We start from the raw sequence: 21996 nt of genomic DNA on the forward strand, positions 1-21996 counted from the left end.
CCTAGACTACAGATATTAGATAAATGCGAGGACGAGGAGTAGTACGATTCCCTTGGAGTTCAGAGAGCTGCTGGCTGGTGTGAAGTAGCGGAAGAGAGAATGGGAACTGACCTCAGAGCGGCTGTCCGAAATCCGGTGCCTGATTCTCAGAAAGATTTCAGGAAAAGGAAAGTAGAAGCAGACGGAGCCCGACCGTTACAGCGGGGAGGATATAAGGTTCGATAATTGTATTGATGAAGAATCCGTATCCGATGAGAGTGTGAATGAGATTCACGAAAATGGAGTGGTACCGCGTAAGGCGAATAAGTCTTCCGTCTCCGTTGGCAGCAGGCTGACGGAGGCGGATTTTTTTACGCGAGCAACGAGTCAAAGTCCGTGCTTGCACGAGACCTTGACGACTGCCGTGATAACGAGTAAAATTCGCGAAGCGTATTTTATCTCGTTGCGGAAATCCACGTTCCTGTAGGTTGCCATACCGCATATCTATTATCGAAATGCAGAATAACACAACACACAGAACAAAAGGAGAGAAAACATCATGATGAATTACAGGAAATACCAGAGACAGTACTTTTTACCGCCCTATCCCTGCATGAAATGGGCTGAGAAGGATTACGTGGATAAGGCTCCTATCTGGTGCAGCGTGGATCTGCGCGACGGCAATCAGGCCCTGGTGGTTCCCATGACCCTGGAGCAGAAGGTGGGCTTCTTCAAGCTCCTCTGCAAAGTAGGTTTCAAGGAGATCGAGGTGGGCTTCCCGGCAGCGTCCGAGACTGAGTATGAGTTCCTTCGCACTCTGATTGAGCAGGATCTGATTCCGGATGACGTGACCATCCAGGTACTGACCCAGGCCAGAGAGCATATCATCCGCAAGACCTTCGCTGCGCTGGAGGGCGCGAAGCAGGCCATCGTGCATGTATACAATTCCACTTCCGTGGCACAGCGGGAGCAGGTATTCCATAAATCCAAGGAAGAAATCCTGAAGATCGCCGTGGACGGCGCGGAGCTTCTGAAGAAGCTGGCGTCCGAGACCGAAGGCAATTTCCGTTTCGAGTACAGTCCGGAGAGTTTCACCGGAACCGAGCCGGAGTACGCACTGGAGGTGTGCAACGCCGTTCTGGATGTGTGGAAGCCCACGGCGGATAAGAAAGCCATCATCAACCTTCCGGTAACCGTACAGCATTCCATGCCCCACGTATACGCAAGCCAGGTGGAGTACATGTGCGAAAACCTGAAATACCGCGAGAACGTCATCGTTTCCCTGCATCCCCACAATGACCGGGGCTGCGGCGTGGCAGACACCGAGATGGGCCTTCTGGCAGGCGCCGACCGTGTGGAGGGCACCCTCTTTGGAAATGGCGAGCGCACCGGTAACGTGGACGTGGTAACTCTGGCTATGAACCTGTATTCCCAGGGCGTGGATCCGAAGATGGACTTCAGCAATATGCCGGAGGTCTGCGAGGCTTATGAGAAGTTCACGGGCATGAAGGTCAATGAGAGAAGCCCCTACGCGGGCGCGCTGGTATTCGCGGCCTTCTCCGGTTCCCATCAGGACGCCATTGCAAAGGGCATGAACTACCGGGTCGAGAACGATCCGGAGCACTGGACCGTACCCTATCTGCCCATCGATCCCACAGACGTCAGCCGCAACTATGACGCAGACGTGATTCGTATCAACAGCCAGTCCGGAAAGGGCGGCGTAGGCTATATCCTGGAGCACAACTTCGGCCTCAATCTGCCGCCGAAGATGCGGGAGGCTATGGGTTATGCAGCCAAGGACGCGTCCGATCACCAGAACAAGGAACTGATGCCGAAGGAGATCTTCGAGATCTTCAAGAAGAAGTTCGAGGGCATTACGGCTCCCTACAATATTACGGAAGTACATTTCAAACAGGTGGACGGTATCACCGCAGAGGTTCATACCGAGTATCAGGGAGAAAAGAAGGTTCTCTACGCTACCGGAAACGGCCGTCTGAACGCAGTCAGCAATGCGCTTAAGAAGGGATATGGCCTGGAGTACAGCCTGGTTACTTATCAGGAGCATGCTCTGGAGCAGAGTTCCAGCTCCCGCGCCATCGCCTATGTGGGCCTCCAGAAGCCGGACGGCACCTTGGCCTGGGGCGCAGGCGTGGATCCGGATATCATCCGCGCTTCCATCGACGCGCTTCTGACAGCCATCAACAATTCCGTGGCATAGAAAGCAGGATAAAAACAAGCGGAAACATGAGGCCTCTCCACGTTCAGAGGCCTCATTTTACATGTACGCCTGTGGCGGACATGCTGTGCCAAAACTGTGGTTTTTCAAAGTTCTGTGGAAATGCCGGATAGAATGGGCTATAATATAAAATAAGAAGAAAAACGGAAAGGAAAGAAACGGGTATGCGGATCGCACTGGCACAGACGGAGCCTCTCTGGGAGGCAAAACACGAAAACTTTGAGCGCGCGGAGCGCTTTTTGCAAGAAGCGAGAGAGCGGCAGGCGGAATTTGTTTTATTTCCGGAAATGAGCATGACCGGCTTTTCCATGCATCCGGAGAAGATCGGGGAACCGGCGGAGAAACCGGAGACACTGCGGTATTTTGCAAAGAAGGCGGCAGAATACGGCCTGTATATCGGCATGGGCTATGTGGAATATCGGGAGCCAAAGTCCTATAACCGTTATGCGATCATCAGCCCGCAGGGCGAGATTTTAACGGATTACAGGAAGATTCATCCCTTTACGTTTGGAACCGAGTCGGTGCATTACGCAGGCGGCGATACTTTAAGCTTCTGCAAGGTAGGTGACTGGACGGTCTCGCCCTTTATCTGCTACGATCTGCGTTTCCCGGAGATCTTTCAGCTGGCCTCCCCGCAGGCGGAGCTCATCGTAGTACCAGCCAATTGGCCGGAGGACCGGGTAGGGCATTTTAAAACCTTACTGAAGGCCCGGGCTATTGAAAACCAGTGCTACATCGCCGGAATCAACCGGGTGGGACATGCCAGAACCTTAAGCTACAGCGGGGATTCCATGATTGTAGATCCGTTGGGGAATGAACTGGCCCATGGAGGAAGAGAAGAAGAGCTGCTGGTGGCGGACTTGGATTTGGACATGGTGCGGAAGTACCGGGAGACTTTTCCGGCGAAGGTTGACCGGAAGCCGGAGCTATACCGGAAGCTGGCGGATGGGCTGCATATCTAACTTTCGACGTAATGATTTAACGTAATAAAGAGCTGCGCATTGACGCGGCTCTTCTGTTCTGTTATAATGATTGAGAATTTTGTGAGAAAAAGAATCACGATTTGCAGTTTCAGCCCGGCAAAAGGGCGGTCTGGCAGATGCGTTGATCAGAATACGAGAAAAGGGGACGACAACTATGGATTTGTTATACAGAAGTACCAGAGATTCCAGTGTGCAGGTGACAGCCTCCCAGGCTATCTTAAAGGGCCTTTCCGCAGACGGCGGCCTGTTCGTGCCGGTGGAGATTCCGGCGCTGGATGTGAGCCTGGATGAGCTGGCGAAAATGAGCTATCAGGAGACGGCTTACGCGGTTATGAGCAAGTTCCTGACGGATTTCACGGAAGGAGAACTGAAGCACTGCATCGACAGCGCTTACGACGAGAAGTTTGATACGCCGGAGATCGCGCCGCTTGTGAAGGCGGACGGCGCTTATTTCCTGGAGCTGTTCCATGGTTCCACCATCGCGTTCAAGGATATGGCGCTTTCCATCCTGCCCCATCTGATGACCGTTTCCGCAAAGAAGAATCAGGTGAAAAATGAGATCGTGATCCTGACCGCCACCTCCGGCGATACCGGCAAGGCAGCTATGGCAGGCTTCGCGGATGTGCCGGGTACCAGAATCGTGGTATTCTACCCGAAGAACGGTGTGAGCCCCGTGCAGGAGAAGCAGATGGTGACCCAGAAAGGCAAGAACGTGAAGGTCATCGGTATCCACGGCAATTTCGACGACGCCCAGAGCGGCGTGAAGGCCATCTTTGGCGATAAGGATCTGGCGAAGGAAATGGACGCTGCAGGCTTCCAGTTCTCCTCCGCGAACTCTATTAACATCGGCCGTCTGGTTCCGCAGATTGTGTATTATGTATATGCTTACGCGAAATTATACGCAAATGGGGAAATTGAGAAGAACGAGAAGATCAATGTGGTCGTTCCCACCGGCAACTTCGGCAACATCCTGGCGGCCTACTACGCGAAGCAGATGGGTCTGCCCATCGCGAAGCTGATCTGCGCTTCCAATGACAATAAGGTGCTTTACGATTTCTTCCAGACCGGCAGCTACGACCGGAACCGGAAATTTGTGCTGACCACTTCCCCGTCCATGGATATTCTGATTTCCAGCAATCTGGAGCGTCTGATTTACCGCATCGCCGGTCACGACGATAAGGCGGACGCGGCGTTCATGAAGTCCTTAAGCGAGAATGGCAAGTACGAGATTACACCGGCCATGCGGGAGAAGCTGGGTGATTTCTATGGCAATTACGCGACTGAGGCGGAGGCTGCGAAGACGATTCATGATCTGTATGATGAGAACGGCTATGTCATCGATACCCACACAGCGGTAGCGGATTGTGTATACAAGAAATATCAGGCAGAGACCGGCGACCGGACCAAGTCTGTGATCGCGTCTACCGCAAGCCCCTTTAAGTTCACCAGAAGCGTCCTGGAGGCCATGGGCGTGGACTGCGAGGGTAAGGATGACTTCGCACTGGCGGATGAGCTGTCGAAGCTGTCCGACGTGGCAGTTCCGAAGGCGGTAGAGGAGATCCGCACCGCTCCGGTTCTGCATGATACTGTAGTGGAAGTGCCGGATATGAAGGCGGCAGTCAGGACATTTCTTGGCATGTAGACGCTCATATTGGCAGACATGGTATCCTGCCGGATGGCATCCAAAGCGGAGCGGCATATCCGGAGGATAAAATTACGATAAGAAAGAACAGCGCTGTCCGCGAGCCGGGCAGCACTGTAGTAGGTGAAAAATGGATAATATATGGAGTCTCCTCGATATCATCTTCGTGGGCGCAGGCGTGTACATGCTGTATGCCTGGTTCCTGCTGACCACAAAGGGCGAGATTAAACAGGAAGTTCTGATGAGCAAGGATATCAATTTAAAGAAGTGTAAAGATTTGGAAGGCTATAAAGCCTATATTGCCCCGAAAATGATCGTATTCGCCGTCGGCGCCCTGATCTACGGTGGAGCCGGCCTGGTGAACAGCTACGTCACCCCACTCCCGTCCATCGTGTACAACGTGCTGATGGTGGTGTTCCTGATTGATTTGGTCTGGTTCGCGCTGATGTCGCGGAAGGGGACGGAGAAATTCTGGTAAAAAAGTGTATCGATCCCGGCAGTGAGCGAAAAACTGCCGGGATTTTTGCGTTATAAAGGGTCAGTTCAATATATGGAAGACAGCAAAGATGGATCCGGTTATCGTTCGTTCAGCTTCACATACTCTTGCCGCTCCGCCACGCTCTTATACGCCGGGCGGATGATCTTACCATTATTGGCCAGCTCCTCGATGCGGTGGGCGCTCCAGCCCACGATACGGGCCATGGCGAAAATGGGAGTATAGAGCTCCAGGGGCAGATCCAGCATGCTGTATACAAAGCCGCTGTAGAAGTCCACGTTGGCGCTGACGCCCTTGTAGATCTGACGCTCCTCACCGATGATCTGCGGAGCCAGACGCTCCACCATGGAGTAGAGGGCGAATTCCTCTTCACGGCCCTTTTCCACAGAGAGACGCTTGACGAAGGACTTGAAGATGTTCGCACGGGGGTCTGAGAGGGAGTAGACCGCGTGGCCCATACCATAGATGAGACCCGCGTGGTCGAAGGCTTCCTTGTGGAGCAGGGCCCGCAGGTAAGCGCCCACCTCTTCCTCGTTGGTCCAGTCCTTTACCTGCTGCTTCATATCCTCGAACATCCGCACGACCTTGATGTTCGCGCCGCCGTGCCGGGGACCCTTTAAGGAGCCCAGAGAAGCGGCTACTGAGGAGTAGGTGTCGGTGCCGGAGGAGGAGACCACGTGGGTGGTGAAGGAGGAGTTATTACCGCCGCCGTGCTCCATATGAAGCACCAGGGCGATATCCAGAATCTTCGCCTCGAAATCCGTGTATTTGCTGTCGGGCCGCAGGGTGTAGAGAATATTTTCGGCGGTGGACAGCTCCGCTTTCGGCGGGTGGATGTAGAGACTCTTGCCGTCGTGGTAATGGGCGTAGGCCTGGTAGCCGTAGACCGAGAGCATCGGGAACAGGGCGATGAGCTGCAGGGACTGGCGCAGTACGTTCGGGATAGAGATATCGTCGCCCCGGTCATCGTAGGAGTAGAGGGTCAGCACGCTTCTGGCCAGGGTGTTCATCATGTCCTTGCTGGGGGCCTTCATAATGATATCCCGCACGAAATGGGTGGGCAGGGAGCGGTAGGATCCAAGAAGCTTTTTAAAAGACGCAAGCTCTTCGGTGTCCGGCAGCTCGCCGAAGAGTAGCAGGTACGTGATTTCCTCGAAGCCGAAGCGGCCCTCCGACACGAAGCCACGCACCAGTTCTTCAATATCCATGCCCCGGTAGAAAAGCTTGCCCTCGCAGGGAATCAGCTTGCCCTCCACCATGTCGTAGGCGTGAATCTCGCCGATCTCCGTGAGACCCGCCAGCACGCCCTGGCCGCTGATATCGCGCAGGCCCCGCTTGACGTCATATTTCTTATAAAGCTCTGCGTTGATCTGGCTGGTTTCCTCGCTTAAGCGGGAGAGATCCAGAATTTCGGGTGTGATTTCGGAATATGAATTGATCTGCATAGGCAAAATCTCCTTTCGAAAGTATAACAGATGTTCTGTTGGTAACGGGTGTCCTGTGATGTTCAGATAAAACAGACCGCGAAAATGAAAGAGTATGCATTAAGTTACTTTGCACAGACACTATTCCGCGAGGTGTTTTGGCATGTATATGCCAAAATCACGAGTTAAGTTTGCGAAGCAAACGCTACTTCTTGAACTTTGTTCAAGAAGGTTCCTTCTGTGCATCGCGAAGCGTGTTACTGTGAACGAAGTAAACAGTAGCTTTAGCGGCGTATTGGTGTTATCATATCATAAAATGAACAGAAAATCATGGGAAAAACAGAAAGTTTACAGATTTTTAAGAATTTAGTTACAAATGAGAATGTGGACGAAATGATACGCAGTCAGGAATTTCCATTGGAAATTCCTGACTATGGGGCGATTGCCCCATAGTTAAAAAAGGATGCAGCTTTCCTGTGAAAAGCTGCATCCTTTTTTACTGCGCGTCAATTCTGGTAAAATAAATTGTATTTTTATAGATACTTTTCCTTGACTTTTTTTTCACAAGATGTGATAATATGAGACGTGGGCGGATAGCCCTGTATGCAGAATGGCAGCTACATGCAGAGTGGCCCTTTAGTTACTGTTCACGTTGTTCACAGTAACACCCTTTATATTACATATAAGAAAAGAAAGAGGTCGAGTGAAAGATGGCAAAGATTGATTTAACTCAGTACGGTATCACCGGAACTACAGAGATTGTACACAATCCTTCTTACGAGATGCTTTTCGAAGAGGAGACAAAGCCGGGTCTGGAAGGCTTTGAAGTAGGCCAGGAGAGCGAGCTTGGCGCAGTGAACGTTATGACAGGTATCTATACCGGACGTTCCCCCAAAGATAAATTCATCGTTATGGATGAGAATTCCAAGGACACCGTATGGTGGACATCCGAGGAGTATCCGAACGACAACCATCCGGCAACTCAGGAAGCATGGGCTGCTGTAAAGGATATCGCAAAGAAAGAGCTGTCTGGTAAGAAGCTGTACGTAGTAGACGCATTCTGCGGCGCGAACAAGGACACACGCATGGCTATCCGTTTCATCGTAGAGGTGGCTTGGCAGGCTCATTTCGTAACGAACATGTTCATTCAGCCGACCGCTGAGGAGCTGGAGAACTTTGAGCCGGACTTCGTTGTATACAACGCATCCAAGGCAAAGGTAGAGAATTATAAGGAGCTGGGTCTGAACTCTGAGACCGCAGTTATGTTCAACATCACCAGCCGCGAGCAGGTTATCGTAAATACCTGGTACGGCGGAGAGATGAAGAAGGGTATGTTCTCCATGATGAACTACTATCTGCCGCTGAAGGGCATCGCTTCCATGCACTGCTCTGCAAACACAGATATGGAAGGAAAGAACACCGCTATCTTCTTCGGACTTTCCGGAACTGGTAAGACCACCCTTTCCACAGACCCGAAGCGTCTTCTGATCGGCGACGACGAGCACGGCTGGGACGACAACGGCGTATTCAACTTCGAGGGCGGCTGCTATGCAAAGGTTATCAACCTGGACAAAGAGTCTGAGCCGGATATCTACAATGCCATCAAGAGAAATGCTCTTCTGGAGAACGTAACTCTGGACAAGGACGGCAAGGTTGACTTCGCAGACAAGAGTGTTACAGAGAATACACGTGTATCTTACCCGATCAACCACATCGAGAAGATCGCGCAGAATGTAAATGTTATTTCTTCCGGTCCGGACGCGAAGAACGTTATCTTCCTGTCCGCAGACGCATTCGGCGTACTTCCGCCGGTATCCGTTCTGACACCGGAGCAGACTGAGTACTACTTCCTGTCCGGATTCACTGCAAAGCTTGCAGGAACCGAGCGTGGAATCACCGAGCCGACACCGACCTTCTCCGCATGCTTCGGCCAGGCATTCCTGGAGCTGCATCCGACCAAGTACGCTCATGAGCTGGTTAAGAAGATGAAGAAGAGCGGCGCTAAGGCATACCTGGTAAATACAGGATGGAACGGCACAGGCAAGCGTATCTCTATCAAGGATACCCGTGGAATCATCGACGCTATCCTGAACGGCGATATTCTGAATGCAGAGACCAAGACCATTCCGTACTTCAACTTTGAGGTACCGACAGCTCTTCCGGGAGTTGACACAGGAATCCTTGACCCGCGCGACACTTATGCAGACGCTGCAGAGTGGGATGCAAAGGCAAAAGACCTGGCACAGCGTTTCGTTAAGAACTTCGCGAAGTACGAGAGCAACGCAGACGGCAAGGCACTGGTTGCAGCAGGTCCGCAGCTCTAATTCACAATTATTAAAACCCGCAAGGGACGTGGATTTTTCCGGAAGCAATTCCGCTTTTCGCCACACGGTAAGGCTTATGCCCCGCCGTGTGGCGAATTTTGTTTTGAGGTAAATAAGAGTTATGAATGATACATTTATGAAAGAAAAACCGATTCTGGATCTGGTATTGTCCATGTCTCTGCCCATGGTACTGTCTATGCTGGTCAATTCCCTGTACAACATCGTGGACAGTTATTTCGTGGCCAGCATCCAGGAGGAGGCCATGACGGCCCTGTCCCTGGTCTACCCGATTCAGAACCTGCTCAACGCTATCACCATCGGTTTCGGCGTCGGCATCAACGCGACCATCGCCTTTTACCTGGGTGCAGGACGGAAAGAACAGGTGGATCAGGCCGCGACCACAGGCTTTTTTATCAATGCGGTCCAGAGTCTGGTGTTGATGGTGGCCTGTCTTGTGATTATGCCTGCGTTTCTGCGGCTGTATTCGAAGGACGCGCTGGTCATCGACTACGCGCTCCGCTATTCCCGCATTGTATTTGCCTTCGCGGCGATGATTTCCTTCAGCTTAAGCTTTGAGAAGATTTTTCAGGCCGTGGGCCGGATGAAGGTGTCCATGGTAAGCCTGATGGCAGGCTGCATCAGCAATATCCTTCTGGATCCGATGCTGATTTTCGGAATTGGGCCATTTCCGGAGATGGGGATCGAGGGTGCGGCCCTGGCTACCGGTATCGGTCAGACCGTCAGCGTGGCCGTCTATCTGGTGATTTATTTTGCCCGGCCCATTCCGGTGCGTATCAGCCGGAAACACCTGATTTTCGAAAAGGATGTGCTGAGGCGTATCTACGGCGTGGGCATTCCGGCGACCCTGAACCTGGCGGTGCCGTCCCTGACCATCTCTGCCCTGAACGCGATTCTTGCCGGATTTTCGGAAGGATACGTGCTGGTGCTGGGCGTATATTATAAACTACAGACCTTCCTGTATCTGACCGCAAATGGCATCGTGCAGGGCATCCGCCCGTTAGTCGGCTATAACTACGGCGCGGGCGAGGAACAGCGGGTGCGGAAGATTTACCGGACGGCGCTTAGCCTGGCGGCGGTGATCATGGCCTTCGGTACGGTCATCTGCGTCCTGTTTCCGAACCAGCTGTTCGGCCTCTTTACGGAAAATGCCGCGACAGTGCAGATGGGAGCCGAAGCTCTGCGCATCATTTCCCTGGGCTTTCTGGTATCCTCTGTGTCCATTATCTCCGGCGGCGTGCTGGAGGGGCTGGGCCTGGGCGTGCCGTCCCTGATAATCTCCCTGCTCCGCTACCTGGTACTCCTGGTTCCGGCAGGCTTCATCCTGAGCCGCTTCCTGGGCGCAGCAGGCGTCTGGCACGGCTTCTGGCTGACCGAATGGGCGACCGCGGCGGCCGCGTTTGTGATTTACAAAAAAGCGGTAAGTAAGCTTTTTGCTAACCATTCATAGCCACGATTCCGCGAGATGTATTACTGAGAATAAAGTGAACAGTAATAATTTTTTCTGTTGCCAAATAGTATCATTTGCAGTATAATAATTTCATGAGTTGAGTAACTTATAAGTGAAACGGAATGAATTCCTGGGGTGTGCGTGAACCCGCTATTTTGAACCTACATTTACGTTCATGGGATTCCAATATCTCTGTCCCGGATGTCAGGCCTCCGAATGTGCAGTGGAAGGCAGAAAGGCAGTTGAGGTTACCCACCTAGCATTAGCTAGGCGTCAAAATCGCGGAAACGGCACTTTGGGTTTACAAGAAAGATAAGGGCAGTCGGAGACGGCTGCCTTTTCTTGTGCTTTTCGCAGAAAATGGGGGACGGATGGACAAGAGGAAGCTTTGGAAAATGAAACTCGGACTGTTGGCGCTGGGAGTTCTGGTGCTGGGCGGGATGCTAAGCCTGCAAAAGAAAAGCGGCGGAACCGGGCCGGAATCCGAGACACAGAATCAGAACATAGAATTAGAAGAAAATGGAATTCAAGGGACAGACGCAGAGGAAGCGGAAGAACTGGAAAATACAGAGCCGGAGCCGCTGCCCTACACCGGACAAATCCGCGTTCTTTTAAAGACGGACGGTTTCGCGGAAACCCTTCATGAAAAAGTAAGCCTTGCATCGGAACATGGTTCCGAATTGACGCTGACAGACAGGGAGACGGGCGAAAAACTGGATTCTGGCAGCCAGCTGGAGCTGACCCGGGAGGACGGCGTCCTGTTCCTGAACGGAGAACCGCTGGCGGAGACGCCCATCTGCCTGCGCGTTACCGGGGAGGATACCCGCATCCGGGTGAATTCCCTGATCCGCAGCGGCGGTCATCCGGTCTACGAGGGCGCACTGGAGGTATGGCCGACCGACGGGGGCTTCTATCTGGTCAATGAGCTGCCGCTGGAGACCTATCTGGCCTGCGTGGTACCCAGCGAAATGCCCTCCGGTTACAGTACGGAGGCCCTGAAGGCTCAGGCTGTCTGTGCCCGGACCTACGCCTGTCAGGAGATGGAAGTATGGGCTTATCCCGAGTGCGAAGCCCACGTGGACGACAGCGTCAGCTTCCAGGTCTACGGCAATACGGATCGGAGCTACAGTACCGACCGGGCCGTGGCAGAGACAGCGGGGCAGATTCTGACCTATGGGGGAGAGCCGATCACAGCGTACTATTTTTCCACCTCCTTCGGGGCCACCGGCAATCAGGCAGTCTGGTGGGAGGGCAGCCCGGCGGAGACGCCTTATCTGACCGGAAAATGCGTGGACGCCTCCGGGGAGAGCGTGGACTTAAGCTCGGAGGAAGCCTTTGCCGCCTTTCTGGAGACGGAGCATCCGGGCGGCTATGACGCGGATATCAGCTGGTACCGCTGGGAGACTGAGATTGGAAACCAGGCGCTCTCAGAAAATCTGAACCAGGCTCTGGCAGCCCGCATGGCGGCTAATCCCGACGCCATCCTGACCCGCCTTGGCAGCCGTCTGGAGAGCCGTTCCATCAAAACCATCGGCCGGATCCGCGGCATCGACGTGCTGGAGCGAAACGCAGGCGGAGCCATTACCCGTCTGCAGATCCGGGGCAGCCGCCACACCATCGAGGTCAGCACCGAATACAATGTGCGGGCTCTCCTGAATGTGCAGGGCGGGAGTATCCGGCGGCAGGACGGAAGTAAAGTGGACGGCAGCGCGCTATTGCCCAGCGCCTGCATGGAGATTACGCCCTTATTTGACAAAAAGGGGGAGCTGTCCGGCTGGCGCTTCAGAGGCGGCGGCTACGGTCACGGCGTGGGTTTAAGCCAGAACGGGGCCAACGGCATGGCGAAGCAGGGGAAAAGCTTCGCGGAGATCCTGCATTTCTTCTATACGGATGTGGAATTGACGGATATCAGTGAGATATGATAAAATTATTTTTTAGAGAACCAAAGCTTGACGGGGGAATTATGAAGCTTGTGAAAAAATGCGTCAAATTAATCAGGGGCTTTCTGAACGCCATGCAGGAGGACTGCGTAGGAGCGTATGCGGCACAGACCGCATACTTTATTATGCTGTCCTTTTTTCCATTCATCATCCTTCTGGTGACCCTGGTTCAGTATACCTCCCTGACGCCTGCCGACATCTATCGGGCGACGCAGGCGGTCTTTCCGCCCAGCATGGACGCCTTCGTGCTGGGAATCATAAACGAAGTGTATAGCAAGACGGCAGTCACCATTTCCCTGTCCGCGATCATGACAGCCTGGTCCGCAGGCAAGGGTTTCATGGGTCTGATCCAGGGCATGAACATGATTTACAATGTGGAGGAGCGCAGAAACTATATCATCCTCCGCCTGCAGTCTGCCCTGTATACAGTGGTTTTTGTAGTAGCCATCATTCTGTCCCTGGTAGTCCTGGTCTTTGGTAATTCCCTGCACAAGATGGCCATGGAATATATTCCGATTCTGACTTATGTGACGGGAATCATTCTGAGGCTGAAGGGTATGGTATCCATAGCGATTCTGGCGGCACTCTTCATGCTGCTGTACCGTTTCGTGCCGAACCGGAAGGTGCGGATCATCCGGCAGGCTCCCGGCGCGGCTTTCTCGGCAGTATGCTGGTACGTATTTTCCATTGTTTTCTCCCTGTACGTGGAGTACTCCCCTGGCCTGGCCAATATGTACGGCAGCCTGACCACCATCGTGCTGGTGATGCTGTGGCTGTACTTCTGCATGTACATCATCCTCATCGGCGCGGAGATCAATTCCTACTTCGAGGATCAGTTCCGGCGGGTATCCTATTACCGGCGGATGCTGCGGGAGCAGAAGCGGGAGGAGAAAGAGGAAAAAGAAGAGAAGAAGGAACAGGAGAAAAAATAGAGGACAGAGGGAAAAAAAATCCCCGGGATATGGAAGCGAAAAGCCATATCCCGGGGAATTTGTTTGGCGGGAGTGTTTCGTGGAGTAGCATACTTCACGAAAATAAAAAGCTGGATTTCTCCAATTTTCCTGTCTATGATAGCACAGTTTTCTTAAAAGGTAAACCTTTTTCTTAATCAAGCCCAGTTCTTGGGTGAATATTCCAAAATAAGTATAACTTTAATCAGCGAAATATCGTAAAGGTTCCTGTTTTTTCGTGAAGTATGCTAATTCACGAAAATCCCCCATTTTTATCAGTCAGTAAACGTTCAGAAATGAGGAAAACAGATGGCTTCAGAACCATATTTTGTGCTGACATTGCCCTTAAAACCGGATATCCGGCAACAGCATATCCTGGAAAAGAGATTTGCGGTCAACGGCTGGATTTATAACGCCCTGCTTCAGAAGGCAGGGAAACGCTACCGCCAGATGGCCCAGACAAAGGCATTTCGCAGAATTCGCGAAGCGCTGGCGACAGAGAGTGACAAGGCAGCCCGGAAAGAGCTTCTGCAGGAGCGGGACGCACTGATCGCGCAGTATGGCCTCACAAGAGCCGCTATCTGCAGGGACGCCACCGGTTACCGGAGATATTATAAGGCGCACACAGACAGCCCGGTGACCCAGAACCTGGCGGCGGATGTATGGAAAGCTGTGGACGCTCTGGTTCAAGGTCGGGCGGAACGGGTACATCCGAAGAAAGAGCTTCGAAGCCTGTCGGGGAAAACCAATCAGACCTCCATCAAATATCGAAATGGAGAAATCCTGTGGAAGGATCTGGTCCTTCCGGTGGGCCGGAAGGGCAACGCTTATGAGACAGCCGCCCTGAAAAAAGAGCTTCGCTTCTGCCGGATCAAACAGGAAGAGATCCGCGGAAAAAAACGCTATTTTGCAGAGCTGGTACTGAAGGGGACGCCACCGCAGAAGCATGCGGAGGAGAGCCCGGATGAGACCGTCGGTCTGGCTCTCGGTTTCCGGAAAATCGCGGCAGTCAGCCGGAAGGAAGCCTGTCTCCATGAGCTGCCGGAGAAATCCCGGAGGCTGGAGCAGGAGAAGCAGAAGCTTCAGGCATACATGGAGCGCAGCAGGCGGGCACAGAACCCGGCGAACTACGAGCTGGATGGCCGCGTCCGAAAAGGCAGCAGAGAGTGGCGGATATCCCGGAATTATCAGAAGGCCGGAAGGCGGTATCGGGAGCTTTGCAGAAAACAGAGAGCATGGCAGAAGCAGGAGCAGTTTGAGCTTGCCCGGAAAATCGCAGCAGCCGGAACCACATTTTATATAGAAGATATTAATTTCGCCAAGCTGCGGAGAAGAAAGCCGAACGGCGCTTACGCCCAGATGCGCAGCCCTGTGGGCTTTCGGACCATCCTGGAGCAAAAGCTTATGCAGCAAGGCAAGGAGCTGATTTACGTACAGCCCTTCCTCCTGAAGGCCACCGGATTCAATCATCACACCGGCACCTACCAGAGGATGCCTCTGCGGAAGAGTTGGCGCGTAGTAGACGGCCAGCGGGTGGACAAGAAGCTGTACAGCGCATTTTTACTGAACCATGTGGCGGAAGATTTGAAACAGTTTGACCTGAACGCATGTGAGAAAGACTTCTCTGCATTTGTGGAGTTACAGACAGAATACCTGCAGAAGGCAGGCTGAGATTTATCGGTAATCATACCGGGAAAATCCCGGTGTATTCATATACGGTCTTGGAGCGGGCCAACCTCCGTCATGGAGAAAAGCTCCTGTAACAGCGGGAAAAGGCAGTGTTACTTCGGTTCTCTGCAAACGCCGTCGTAGCAGGAGACCTTCGAAAGAAGAGCTCTGGTATAGGATATTTAATTTTGAACAAGAAACCCGACACTCCGAATCGTCGCCAAGCCGCGTTCGGAAAGAGGGCGGTCATCCTTTTGCAGAACCATCCGGGCAGAGCGCGGAGTGGCGAAGCACGCCCATCTGGAGGAATAGACAATGTGGTATGTCATTCAGGTTCCCACGGGACAGGAAGAACAAATCATCGAAGAAGCGAAGAAATACGAGGTCACAGAGTTCCTGACAGAGCTCTTCACACCCCGCTGGGAAAACCAGAAAAAGATACAGGGAGAATGGAAAGAGCTTACAGGCGTCATTTTCCCGGGTTATCTCTTTGTCATCACAGAGACGCCGGAGGCATTGTATCAGACCCTGAAGCGTATTCCCAGGCTCACGAAGCTACTGGGAACCGGTGAAAAATGGACGCCACTATCGGAAAAAGATATTTTTCTGCTGGAACTTCTGTCCGGCAGAGAGCGAATACTCCGAATGTCCCGGGGCTATCAGAAGGATGGCAGAATCTATGTAACGGAAGGCCCGTTAAAGGGATTGGAACATCTGATATGCCGGGCGGACCGGCATAAGCGGATTGCCTGGCTGAAGGTGAAGCTGCTGGGAGAGGCGCGGAGACTGAAAGCGGGGCTGGAGATTGTGAAAAAAATAGAGAAAAAGGAAGAAAGCACATGTATTTAAAAATAAAAAAAATAATGGATTCGTTTCTGGCGGCAATGGGGTTGATCGTGTTATCACCCCTTTTTTGTGCCCTAATTATCTGGATCAAACTGGATTCCAAAGGACCGGTTCTGTTCAAACAGAAACGAATCGGAATTCATAAAAAGACATTTCACATATTGAAATTCCGTACCATGCGGATCGACACGCCGAAGGATATGCCGACCCATATGCTGGCCGACCCGGATCAGTATATTACAAAGGCAGGACATTTTCTGCGGAAAACCTCTCTGGATGAGCTGCCGCAGATTATCAATATTCTGATGGGCGATATGAGTATCATTGGGCCCCGTCCGGCCCTCTGGAACCAGTATGACCTGATAGCCGAGCGCGACAAATACGGAGCCAACGACGTCCTTCCGGGACTGACCGGCTGGGCGCAAATCAACGGCCGTGACGAACTGGAGATCCCGGTAAAAGCAAAGTTGGACGGCGAATATGTGGCGAAGCTCCGTAAGGGCAGCTTAAGCGGCTTTCTGATGGATACCCGCTGCTTCTTCGGGACCATCGTCAGCGTCCTGCGATCCGATGGCGTCGTAGAAGGCGGAACCGGAGAAATGAAGAAGCAGAGAGAGCAGAAGGCGGGAAAGCAGTTATGAAAAAAGTCTTGATTACAGGAGCGAACAGTTATATCGGTATGTCCTTCGAAGCCTGGGCGAAGAAGGAGCATCCAGGTGAATTTCAGATTGATACAGTAGATATGATAGATGGAAGCTGGCGGGAAAAGAGCTTCGCGGGATATGACACGGTGTTTCATGTAGCAGGAATTGCCCATGCGGATGTGGGAAAAGTGTCCGAAGAGCGCAAAGCTTTCTATTATAAAATCAATCGGGATCTGGCTATCGAGACAGCAGAGAAAGCGAAGTCAGACTGCGTGGGACAGTTTGTGCTGATGAGCAGCATGATTATCTATGGAGAAAGTGCCGGACTCGGAAAGCGAAAAATTGTGACAAAAGAGACAAAGCCTCATCCGGCAAACTTCTACGGCGATAGTAAATGGCAGGCAGATAAGGGCGTCCGCAAATTGGGAAGCGATAGCTTTCATGTGGCAGTTCTGCGTCCGCCGATGATTTACGGAAAAGGCAGTAAAGGAAATTATCCGCTGTTGGCAAAAATGGCGAAGAAGCTTCCTGTATTCCCGGATATCAAAAATGAGCGGAGCATGCTCTATATCGATAATCTCTGTGAATTCCTGTGTCTGCTGATGCAGTCCGGGGAAGCAGGAATTTATTTCCCACAGAACGCGGAATATGTGCGAACCAGCGAAATGGTACGTGAAATAGCAAAAGCAGCGGGTCATAAGATCTGGATTACAAAGCTTCTGAATCCGGCTGTATGGATAGCCGGGAAGATTCCGGGAAAGATCAGCGGAATGGTGAATAAGGCGTTTGGGAATATGTGTTATGCTCATAAAATGAGTGTATATGAAGGAGTGAGTTATCAGAAAGTAAGTTTAAAAGAGAGTATTGAAAAAAAAGAAGAAAGCTATATGGAAATTAATGAAGATGGAACTTTAAATGATCTTGTTTCTGTTATAACGCCTGCATACAATTGTGAAGAAACAATACGAGAAACGATTGAAAGCGTAATTGCGCAAACATATACAAATTGGGAAATGATAATTGTCAATGATTGTTCAAGTGATCACACAGTAGATGTAGTTGATAACTATGCAAAAAAGGATGCTCGTATTAAACTTGTTAATTTAAAAAAAAATTGTGGTTCAGCTGTCGCACGTAATGCTGCATTAGAAATAGCAAAAGGCAGATATATCGCATTACTAGATTCTGACGATCTATGGAAAGCACAAAAATTGGAAAGACAGATAAGGTTTATGAAAAACAATAAATGTGCATTTTCATTCACGGCTTACGAGGCGTTTAAAAATTCGAATGATAAAGAGCGACGATTGTATGAGGTCCCATGTTGTATTGAATATGAGAAATACCTGAGTAATACGATTATAGGTTGCTTAACTGTTGTTATTGATAGAGTACAGATACCAGATTTTCACATGGAAAAAGGTTATTTAGAGGATATTCTTACGTGGATGTATTACTTGAGAAATGGAGTTATTGCATACGGGTTAAATGAGAATTTGGCAAGTTACAGAATTGTTCCAGGGTCTAAAAGCAGTAATAAAGTTGAAAACGCAAGACGTTATTTTGAATGTTTAAGGCTTCAACCAGGGTTGTCAATTCTAGAATGCACCGTTCATGAATTAGGGTATATGTTAAATGCATTGAAAAAGAGAATTTTTGGGAAAAAAGTGAACATATAGATTTATGAATGGAGGGTGTCTTTGTGGAGATAGTATTTATTGGTGGACCGTTACATGATGAGGCAATAAACGATATTAGACAGAATACAAAAGGGGCAATTTGGTACTCGGCTGATATTTTTCAGAAAAAACTGTTAAAAGGACTTGAAAAAAGTAATGTAAAGCATTATATATTCTCGGCACCTTTGATAGGGGCATACCCTATGGGATATAGAAAAATACAATTTAAGGCTCCTGTAATTAATAAAAATAATGTCTATTGTGTTTCTTTTTTTAATTTGTGGGGGGTTAGAAATCTTTCACGGGCATATCAACTTAAAAGAGCAATTAGAGAAAAACTATTAGTTAATAAAAGTAAAAGTTACCTTATTATTGTGTATTGTGCGCATCAGCCTTATTTGGAAGCTGCGAGATATTTAAAAGAAAATACAAATAGTAGTAAAATTTGTTTTTATGTTCCTGACTTACCACAATATATGAACCTATTCAAACATTCGATTATTTATGATGTTGCTAAAAAAATAGATATAAGAAAAATTAATAATCTTATGAAAAATGTCGATTCATTTGTTATATTGACGGAATATATGAAGGATGCTCTAAAAATTGCTGAACGACCATATTTTGTTGCAGAAGGAATTGTGGAATCTGTTCCAGAAATAGTATGCGTAAATGAAATTAACAAGAAAAAAAATATTAATATTGTTTATGCTGGTGGGCTGCAAACTGCATTTGGTATTAGAAATTTTATAGATTCATTTGTTAAAAATAGAGATACAAGGCTGAGGCTAACCATTTGTGGTGCTGGTGATGAAGAAGAGTACATTATAAAGATGACAGAAGTTGATGGGCGGATTAAATACTTAGGACAGTTGTTGCCGTCGGAAGTTTCAATGATATTAGCTGAGGCAGATATATTGATAAATACAAGAACAAATGAATCAGAGTATACAAAATATTCATTTCCGTCCAAAAACATAGAGTATTTATTGACGGGAAAGCGTGTAGTTGCATGTATGCTAGACGGAATGCCAAATTGTTATAGAGAATATATATATGAAATAGTAAATGGGGATTATATGTCGGCAATATATAATGCCGTAAATTTTACGGAGCATGATAAAAAAATAAAGCTATTTCAGAAATATGCAAAAAAAAATTTATGTGCAGAGCAAATTATAAGAAAAATAGTAGAGCAGTGCGAAGATAAAGGATAGTGAGTTTATAAGGCAATGATTTATTTGTATTTGGTTATAATTTTTGTGTTGGGTTCAGCACTGAAAAATGGTTTTGTTTTAAGAAGTCATTCATTTTCTGATGAGAACAACATAATTAGGATTAGAAAAGAAACTAGATGGGTGTTTTTTTTCATGATTATATGTGCATTAGTTATGGGTGTGCGCGCTGAAACTGTTGGGGAAGATACTCAACGATATATGAGCTATTTTTACTATGTTACATCGATGCCGTTTGGAGCTGTCAAAATTGGAGCTATGAATACGGGATTAGATATAGGGTATGTAGTTTTAATGAAGACGATTTCATTAATTTACGATAACTATTACTTTTTTCAGTTAATTATATCGTTATTTATTTGCGTAGGATTTGCATATTTTATAATAAAAAATCAAATTGATACGGCAATAGGTATAACTGTTTTTTTAGGTAATGGTTTGTTTTTTGCTGCATTCAATACAGCAAGGCAGAGTTGTGCGTTAACAATATTGCTAATAGCTTGGTCTTTTTTACAAGAAAAAAAATATTTAAAAGTAATACTATTGATTGGAGTTGCATCTAGCATTCATATGTCGGCCGTTCTTTTCCTTATACCGACTATCATGTTCATTTTTAGAAAAAAAAAATTTATTTATTGGCTTGTACTGGGAAGTACGATTTTAATTGGTGTATTATACAGACAAGTATTATTTTTTTTAGCAAGTATTTTACCTCAGTACTCACACATTACGAGCAATACTAATCAATATATGAACATTGGTCTATCATCAATCGTCTGGATTATTGTTGGAGTATTCTCATTGTTTATACTTAAAAAAAGTAAATTATATAATGAAAAAGAAAGAATATATGCAGCGTGTGCTTTATTCTATCCTTTCTTCTCTTGTTTAGGGTTAGTAGTAAATTCTTTTGAAAGGTTAGGATTTTATTTTATGCCTTTTGTTCCGTTTGTAGTGGATTTATTCGGTAAAAAGGTTTTTCGTAATAACAGGATTATGTTCCGAATTATAGTGAGTACGTGTTACTTAGTGTGGTTTTTGTTTGCGAGCATTAATTATCCGTACCAATTAGCTTGAATTATATGAGAGGTGTAATATGAAAGTTCTGGCGATTAATTCAGTGCCATATGGAAGTACTGCTAAAATAATGATAGGTATAGGGAAATGTTGCGAAAAAACTCAGTCAGATATTCATTATTATACTGCGACAGGGTTTTCGACACATTCGTTAAAAGAAATGCCTTCAAATAATATTATAATTGGAGGTGCATTCTCTAAATTATTACATATATCATTGAGTAAATTGACGGGATATAATGGGTGCTATTCTATTTTATCAACATATTTATTTTTAAAAAAGGTTGATAAGATTAAACCAGACTGTATTCATTTGCATAATGTTCACGGATGGTATATAAATATTCCGATGCTATTTAATTACATTAAGAAAAAGAGTATTCCTGTAATTTGGACTTTACACGATAGTTGGGCTTTTACAGGTCAATGTCCATATTTTACGATGGTAGGTTGTGACAAATGGAAAGAAGGATGTTTTAGATGCATACAATATAATAAGTGTTACCCAAGTTCACTAATAGACAATACAAAGAAAATGTGGACAAAAAAGAGAAAATGGTTTAATGGGGTCAAAAAAATGACTATTGTTACGCCGTCTGCTTGGTTATTAACTATGGTTAAAGAATCATTTTTAAAAGAATATCCAATTACGGTAATAAACAATGGAATAGATTTATCAAAATTTAAGCCGACTGATAGTTTAATACGAGAAAAGTTGCATATAGAGCCGAATCAAAAAATGATTTTAGGTGTAGCGTTAGATTGGACTGTTTATAAAGGCATTGATGTATTTGAAAAATTGTCAAGGAAGTTAGAGAATAATTATTATAAGATAATATTGGTTGGGTGTAATGATGAGGCTGCAAAAAAATTACCCTCTAATATTCATGTTGTGAAAAGGACGGAGAGTCAAGAAGAATTAGCTGCGCTATATTCTGCTGCAGATGTTTTTGTAAACCCAACGAGGGAAGAAGTCTTGGGATTGACAAATATAGAAGCACTTGCCTGCGGAACACCAGTTGTAAGTTTTAACACAGGTGGGTGTTCAGAAACGTTTGATAGCTATACTGGAATTGCAGTTGAAAGAGATAATGTCAATGAACTTATTAAAGCAATTGAAAACATTTGTAAAAGAGAGCATATCAAAAAAAAATGCGTTGAAAGAGCAACTCATTTTAACGAAATAGAAAAATATCAGGATTACGTTAAATTATATAATTCATTAGAAAGATAAAAGATGAAACCACATTTTATGGATGTTCCAGTAAAAATTAATATATGGATAAGACCAATTCTGCAAAGAAAGCAGGATGACGTAGTTGAACGAGTGAGGCCTGGAATAGTATTTTCCAGTCAGACGGAGGACAAAATGATAGAACAATTATTGCAATAGGGTGCTGAGAAG

Annotated in this window: 16 protein-coding genes, 1 other RNA gene and 1 other annotated feature; of the genes, 16 read left to right on the top strand and 1 reads right to left on the bottom strand. The window is 48.0% G+C overall.

Annotation, left to right across the window (positions count from 1 at the left end; all coding sequences use genetic code 11):
- Positions 1-19: 19 nt before the first annotated feature.
- Positions 20-322, top strand: a binding site (T-box leader).
- Between the two features lie 216 nt (positions 323-538).
- The 4 genes from OCV63_RS02750 (at position 539) to OCV63_RS02765 (ending at position 5318) form a co-directional block, all read left to right on the top strand.
- The gene (locus OCV63_RS02750) at positions 539-2197 is read left to right on the top strand and encodes a 2-isopropylmalate synthase (RefSeq protein WP_262670611.1); all 1659 of its coding nucleotides are present in this window, start codon (positions 539-541) and stop codon (positions 2195-2197) included.
- 182 nt (positions 2198-2379) lie between these two features.
- Positions 2380-3177, top strand: a complete 798-nt coding sequence (locus OCV63_RS02755; RefSeq protein ID WP_158361899.1) for a nitrilase-related carbon-nitrogen hydrolase — start codon at positions 2380-2382, stop codon at positions 3175-3177.
- A gap of 175 nt (positions 3178-3352) precedes the next feature.
- Positions 3353-4840 (top strand): threonine synthase, encoded by a 1488-nt coding sequence (gene thrC, locus OCV63_RS02760; protein ID WP_158361900.1) that lies wholly within the window; start codon positions 3353-3355, stop codon positions 4838-4840.
- A 130-nt stretch (positions 4841-4970) separates the two neighbouring features.
- Positions 4971-5318 (top strand): hypothetical protein, encoded by a 348-nt coding sequence (locus OCV63_RS02765; protein WP_158361901.1) that lies wholly within the window; start codon positions 4971-4973, stop codon positions 5316-5318.
- A 98-nt stretch (positions 5319-5416) separates the two neighbouring features.
- Here OCV63_RS02765 and OCV63_RS02770 read toward each other — a convergent pair whose 3' ends face one another.
- Positions 5417-6781, bottom strand: coding sequence for a citrate/2-methylcitrate synthase (locus OCV63_RS02770; RefSeq protein WP_158361902.1), 1365 nt, complete (start codon positions 6779-6781; stop codon positions 5417-5419).
- Between the two features lie 689 nt (positions 6782-7470).
- On the opposite strand from OCV63_RS02770, the gene pckA reads away from it, so the two are divergent.
- The 12 genes from pckA (at position 7471) to OCV63_RS02830 (ending at position 21825) form a co-directional block, all read left to right on the top strand.
- Positions 7471-9084: a phosphoenolpyruvate carboxykinase (ATP) gene (gene pckA / locus OCV63_RS02775; RefSeq protein WP_158361903.1), complete on the top strand. Its 1614-nt coding sequence runs from the start codon at positions 7471-7473 to the stop codon at positions 9082-9084.
- A gap of 121 nt (positions 9085-9205) precedes the next feature.
- Positions 9206-10552, top strand: a complete 1347-nt coding sequence (locus tag OCV63_RS02780; RefSeq protein ID WP_158361904.1) for an MATE family efflux transporter — start codon at positions 9206-9208, stop codon at positions 10550-10552.
- A gap of 124 nt (positions 10553-10676) precedes the next feature.
- Positions 10677-10858: non-coding RNA, 6S RNA (gene ssrS / locus OCV63_RS02785), on the top strand.
- 89 nt (positions 10859-10947) lie between these two features.
- Positions 10948-12474 carry a SpoIID/LytB domain-containing protein gene (locus OCV63_RS02790; protein WP_262670612.1) on the top strand — a complete coding sequence of 509 codons (1527 nt, stop codon included), beginning with the start codon at positions 10948-10950 and terminating at the stop codon, positions 12472-12474.
- A 41-nt stretch (positions 12475-12515) separates the two neighbouring features.
- A complete protein-coding gene (locus tag OCV63_RS02795; protein ID WP_262670613.1) occupies positions 12516-13424 on the top strand; it encodes a YihY/virulence factor BrkB family protein in 909 nt (302 codons plus the stop codon).
- Positions 13425-13751: 327 nt separating this feature from the next.
- The gene (locus tag OCV63_RS02800) at positions 13752-15113 is read left to right on the top strand and encodes a hypothetical protein (protein WP_158361907.1); all 1362 of its coding nucleotides are present in this window, start codon (positions 13752-13754) and stop codon (positions 15111-15113) included.
- A gap of 312 nt (positions 15114-15425) precedes the next feature.
- A complete protein-coding gene (gene loaP, locus OCV63_RS02805; RefSeq protein WP_158361908.1) occupies positions 15426-15959 on the top strand; it encodes an antiterminator LoaP in 534 nt (177 codons plus the stop codon).
- Positions 15950-16597, top strand: a complete 648-nt coding sequence (locus tag OCV63_RS02810) for a sugar transferase (RefSeq protein WP_158361909.1) — start codon at positions 15950-15952, stop codon at positions 16595-16597. The genes loaP and OCV63_RS02810 overlap by 10 nt, the downstream gene beginning before the upstream one ends.
- Positions 16594-18279 (top strand): glycosyltransferase, encoded by a 1686-nt coding sequence (locus OCV63_RS02815; protein WP_262670614.1) that lies wholly within the window; start codon positions 16594-16596, stop codon positions 18277-18279. Before OCV63_RS02810 ends, OCV63_RS02815 begins: the two co-directional genes overlap by 4 nt.
- Positions 18280-18302: 23 nt before the next feature.
- Positions 18303-19496: a glycosyltransferase gene (locus tag OCV63_RS02820; RefSeq protein WP_262670615.1), complete on the top strand. Its 1194-nt coding sequence runs from the start codon at positions 18303-18305 to the stop codon at positions 19494-19496.
- A 15-nt stretch (positions 19497-19511) separates the two neighbouring features.
- Positions 19512-20591 (top strand): EpsG family protein, encoded by a 1080-nt coding sequence (locus tag OCV63_RS02825; protein ID WP_158361911.1) that lies wholly within the window; start codon positions 19512-19514, stop codon positions 20589-20591.
- A gap of 19 nt (positions 20592-20610) precedes the next feature.
- On the top strand, positions 20611-21825 hold the full coding sequence (locus OCV63_RS02830) for a glycosyltransferase (RefSeq protein WP_158361912.1): 1215 nt from the start codon (positions 20611-20613) through the stop codon (positions 21823-21825).
- Positions 21826-21996: the final 171 nt, after the last annotated feature.

It is taken from the genome of Laedolimicola ammoniilytica, from assembly GCF_025567165.1.
Classification (GTDB): Bacteria; Bacillota; Clostridia; order Lachnospirales; family Lachnospiraceae; genus Laedolimicola; species Laedolimicola ammoniilytica.

Excerpts from the sequence above, each read along its gene's own strand:
- OCV63_RS02750 (WP_262670611.1), top strand. The coding sequence starts at position 539 with ATGATGAATTACAGGAAATACCAGAGACAGTACTTTTTACCGCCCTAT.
- OCV63_RS02755 (WP_158361899.1), top strand. The coding sequence starts at position 2,380 with ATGCGGATCGCACTGGCACAGACGGAGCCTCTCTGGGAGGCAAAACAC.
- thrC (WP_158361900.1), top strand. The coding sequence starts at position 3,353 with ATGGATTTGTTATACAGAAGTACCAGAGATTCCAGTGTGCAGGTGACA.
- OCV63_RS02765 (WP_158361901.1), top strand. The coding sequence starts at position 4,971 with ATGGATAATATATGGAGTCTCCTCGATATCATCTTCGTGGGCGCAGGC.
- OCV63_RS02770 (WP_158361902.1), bottom strand. The coding sequence starts at position 6,781 with ATGCAGATCAATTCATATTCCGAAATCACACCCGAAATTCTGGATCTC.
- pckA (WP_158361903.1), top strand. The coding sequence starts at position 7,471 with ATGGCAAAGATTGATTTAACTCAGTACGGTATCACCGGAACTACAGAG.
- OCV63_RS02780 (WP_158361904.1), top strand. The coding sequence starts at position 9,206 with ATGAATGATACATTTATGAAAGAAAAACCGATTCTGGATCTGGTATTG.
- OCV63_RS02790 (WP_262670612.1), top strand. The coding sequence starts at position 10,948 with ATGAAACTCGGACTGTTGGCGCTGGGAGTTCTGGTGCTGGGCGGGATG.
- OCV63_RS02795 (WP_262670613.1), top strand. The coding sequence starts at position 12,516 with ATGAAGCTTGTGAAAAAATGCGTCAAATTAATCAGGGGCTTTCTGAAC.
- OCV63_RS02800 (WP_158361907.1), top strand. The coding sequence starts at position 13,752 with ATGGCTTCAGAACCATATTTTGTGCTGACATTGCCCTTAAAACCGGAT.
- loaP (WP_158361908.1), top strand. The coding sequence starts at position 15,426 with ATGTGGTATGTCATTCAGGTTCCCACGGGACAGGAAGAACAAATCATC.
- OCV63_RS02810 (WP_158361909.1), top strand. The coding sequence starts at position 15,950 with ATGTATTTAAAAATAAAAAAAATAATGGATTCGTTTCTGGCGGCAATG.
- OCV63_RS02815 (WP_262670614.1), top strand. The coding sequence starts at position 16,594 with ATGAAAAAAGTCTTGATTACAGGAGCGAACAGTTATATCGGTATGTCC.
- OCV63_RS02825 (WP_158361911.1), top strand. The coding sequence starts at position 19,512 with ATGATTTATTTGTATTTGGTTATAATTTTTGTGTTGGGTTCAGCACTG.
- OCV63_RS02830 (WP_158361912.1), top strand. The coding sequence starts at position 20,611 with ATGAAAGTTCTGGCGATTAATTCAGTGCCATATGGAAGTACTGCTAAA.